A 3,296-nucleotide genomic window follows, 5' to 3' on the forward strand; every position below is an offset into this window, starting at 1 on the left:
GGTCCCGGGAAGGTCGGTGAAACGCCGGGAGGAACGGTCGGGGGTGTGCGGGATCTGCACGGGTGGAGTCCTCGGGTCGGGACGACCCGGCGGCGCGCGGCCCGATGGCGCGCGTCGAACCGTCCGCGCGGCACGGGTGCCGGCGGGACGGGACGGTGGCGGCGGTGCGGGCCGGCTCAGTCGCGGGTCGCGGGCCGGTGTGGGGAGGTGGCGACGGGACGGGCGGGGCCCGCCGCGTCGAGGGGCGGATGCGGGACGGCCACATCCGCGGCGTCGGCATCGGGGCCGGTGATCACGAAGACGGCGACCATGCGTGCCACCTCCCTCCCGCGCACCCCGTGGGGCGCGGCGTGTGCGGACCGGGGCCGGGAGGACCCGGTCGACTCCGGGCGCCCGCCGACCGGACGGGCGCGGGCCCCAGCGTAGGGAGGGGCGCGGGGCCGGGCAACGGGTTTTCGGGCGGACGGGCGGATCGCGCGGGGACCGCTCGGGCGCGATTGTGGACCGGGGTGGTCGGGTGCACCCTGGAAGGGTCCGAACCATCCCGAAACGGGATGAATCCCGGGTCGTGAGCCGACTCCGTCCGCGCGGTCCGGGACCGGTGACGAACGATCGGCCCCGGGGCACGGGCGTGACCCGCCCGGTGCCCGGGACCCTCCGGAGGTGACGATCGTGGAGCATGCCCCCCAGACCGACACGGTGCGGACCGTGGCCGGCTGGCACATCGAATTGGAGTTCCGGGAGATCGGCTCCGAGACCCGGGCCGTCGCCCTGCTGCGGCTGCCCGACGGCACGGAACTGCGGGCCCGGGGTCACGCCGACCGGCACCCCGACGACCCGGATCAGCCACGGGTGGGCGAGGAGATCGCGGCGGCACGCCTGCTGGGCGACCTCTCCGCCCAACTGCGGCACAAGGCCGAGCGGGAGATCGAGGAGGTCACGCACATCCCCGCCCGGGTGCACCCCTGAGGGGTGCGCCATCCGGGGCCGGACGCGACCCCGCCCCGGCGAGGCGGCCCCGCCCCACCGTTCCGGCGAACGGTGGGGCGGGGCCGCGGCACGCCGTGGGGTCCGGCGCTCCGGCGCCCCGGGGGGCGGGGCTCAGAGGTCGGCGACCATCCCGGCGATCATCGCGCGGGAGGCGTCCACCGGGGTCGCCTCGACCACCAACTGGTTCATCACGTGCCGGTAGTGCTCCACGTCGGCCGTCCGGTCCACGTAGTGACCGCTGAGCGGCTGCTCCAGGTAGACGACGTCCGGCAGGTCGTCCACCGGGGGCCGCAGCAGCATGATCGGGCCGCCCATGGCGGGGTGTCCGCCGGCGGAGAAGGGCATGACCTGGATGGTGACGTTCGGCAGTTCGGACATCTCCAACAGGTGCCGCAGCTGGGCCCGGTGCACCCGGGCCCCGCCGATCGGGCGACGCAGCGCGGCCTCGTCGATGACCACCCACAGCTTGACCGGCGGGACGCGGTGCAGGGCACGGCGGCGCTCGATGCGCAGTTCCACGCGGCGTTCGACCGTCTTGTCGCTCTCGCCGTCACGGGTGAGGCGGAACAGTTCCCTGGCGTAGTCCTCGGTCTGCAACAGACCGGGTATGAACTGCAGTTCGTAGGAGCGGATCATGTCGGCCGCCTGCTCCAGGCCGAGGAACAACTCCAGGTGGCGGGGCACCACGTCGTGGTAGGCGTGCCACCACCCGGGGGTGTTGGCCTGCTCGGCGAGGGCCAGCAGGGTGGCGCGGTCGGCCTCGTCCGTGACGCCGTACAGGGTCAGCAGATCGGCGACGTCCCGGATCTTGAAGCCGGTGCGCCCCGCCTCCAGGCGGCTGATCTTGGAGTGGGAGGCCCGGATGACGTCGCCGGCCTCGCTGCCGGTGACACCGCACTGCTCGCGCAGGCGGCGGAGTTCCGCGCCGAGCATCATCCGGGGGACGGTGGGACCCGTGGCCGTCCCGGGCAGTCCCCGTCCCGGCTCCCCGGTCCGGGCGCCCTCCGGTGTCATGAGGCTCATGTCCGTTCCCATGCCGTCACCGTCACTCCGTCTCGCCTCCCGGGGCACGCCCCGCGCCCCGGTCGTCCGGTGCGGGCGGTTGTCCACCGGCCGCCCGCACCCCCCTGTCGGGATCAGCATGTCACGGCTTGCGTCCCACCGCGCCGGCCGCATGGACATCCGCCGGGGGCTCGAACGGGCTGGGCTCGGGCCGCCATTCGTAGCAGGGGACCACGCCGGGCTCGACGAGTTCCATCCCGTCGAAGAAGCGCGCGATGCGCTCGTGGCTGCGCAGGTGGTAGACGACGGCGCCGCGCTCGTTGTGCATCCGCTGCGCCTCGTTCAGCTCCGGACTGGTGTCGGTGCCGTCGCAGACCACCAGGTGGCTGCCGGAGGGCAGGGCGGCGGTCAGGCGGGCGACGACGTCGTCGGCGACCGCGTCCTCGTAGTGGCCGAGGATGCCGCTGAGCACCAGGGCGATCGGGCGCTCGAAGTCCAGGGTCTCGGCGGCGGAGCGCAGGATGGCCTCGGGCTCCCGCAGGTCGGCGTCGAGGTAGGCGGTGGCGCCCTCGGGGGTGCTGGTCAGCAGGGCGCGGGCGTGGGCGAGGACCAGCGGGTCGTTGTCCACGTAGACGATGCGGCTCTCCGGGGCCACCCGCTGGGCGACCTCGTGGGTGTTGTCCACGGTGGGCAGGCCGGTGCCGATGTCGAGGAACTGACGGATGCCGGCGTCCTCGGCGAGGTACCGGATGGAGCGGGCGAGGAAGTGGCGGAAGGCCCGGGCGTTGTCGGCGATGGCCGGGAACGCGGCGGCGAATTGATCGGCGGCGGCCCGGTCGGCCTCGTAGTTGTCCTTGCCGCCGAGCCAGTGGTTCCACATCCGGGCGGAGTGCGGCACCGAGGTGTCGATGCCGGAGTTCGGCCGCCGGTGCGTGGAGGGGGCGTCGTCTGTCACGGAGGGGTCTCCCGGGTATCCGTCGGTGAACAGGGCGCGTCGAACACCGGTCCCCGCGTCGAGCGCCCGGGAAGCCGTCCGCGCGCGACAACATCCGTGATGCACATGGCAGTTGACGCCGGCACGGTCGGCGAATCGCCAGCCTACCCGGCCGGGCCCCCACCAGCCAGGTCCCGGGCCGGTTCCCGCCCGGAACCGGAACGGGGGGGCGCCGCCGCCCGGCACGGACTCGAACACCCCGCGGGTCGGGCGTTCACCCGGAGCCGGACCGACCCGGCTCGCCGTCCCGGTCCCCGTCCCCCTCGCCCGGCCCACCGGCACGATCCGTCCCCTTCCCGTCGTCTCCTCC

Annotated in this window: 4 protein-coding genes; 1 reads left to right on the plus strand and 3 read right to left on the minus strand. The window is 74.4% G+C overall.

From position 1 onward, the window contains the following. Positions 1-176 precede the first annotated feature (176 nt). Positions 177-311, minus strand: a complete 135-nt coding sequence (locus tag FOE67_RS30150) for a hypothetical protein (RefSeq protein ID WP_267133352.1) — start codon at positions 309-311, stop codon at positions 177-179. 361 nt (positions 312-672) lie between these two features. On the opposite strand from FOE67_RS30150, the gene FOE67_RS20715 reads away from it, so the two are divergent. Beyond that, complete coding sequence (locus FOE67_RS20715; RefSeq protein WP_323385170.1) at positions 673-969, plus strand: DUF1876 domain-containing protein; 297 nt, start codon at positions 673-675, stop codon at positions 967-969. 132 nt (positions 970-1,101) lie between these two features. Here FOE67_RS20715 and FOE67_RS20720 read toward each other — a convergent pair whose 3' ends face one another. Both FOE67_RS20720 and FOE67_RS20725 read right to left on the minus strand, forming a co-directional pair. After that, positions 1,102-2,013 carry a Sco1979 family transcriptional regulator gene (locus tag FOE67_RS20720; RefSeq protein ID WP_323385172.1) on the minus strand — a complete coding sequence of 304 codons (912 nt, stop codon included), beginning with the start codon at positions 2,011-2,013 and terminating at the stop codon, positions 1,102-1,104. Between the two features lie 121 nt (positions 2,014-2,134). Beyond that, positions 2,135-2,947 (minus strand): SAM-dependent methyltransferase, encoded by an 813-nt coding sequence (locus tag FOE67_RS20725; RefSeq protein WP_182666346.1) that lies wholly within the window; start codon positions 2,945-2,947, stop codon positions 2,135-2,137. Between the last annotated feature and the right edge of the window lie 349 nt (positions 2,948-3,296).

The sequence above is a fragment of the Streptomyces calidiresistens genome, assembly GCF_014141525.1.
In the GTDB taxonomy this organism is placed as follows: Bacteria; Actinomycetota; Actinomycetes; order Streptomycetales; family Streptomycetaceae; genus Streptomyces; species Streptomyces calidiresistens.

What these genes read in the sequence shown, in the direction of transcription:
- FOE67_RS30150 (WP_267133352.1), bottom strand. Translation starts at nt 311, where the DNA reads ATGGTCGCCGTCTTCGTGATCACCGGCCCCGATGCCGACGCCGCGGAT.
- FOE67_RS20720 (WP_323385172.1), bottom strand. Translation starts at nt 2,013, where the DNA reads ATGAGCCTCATGACACCGGAGGGCGCCCGGACCGGGGAGCCGGGACGG.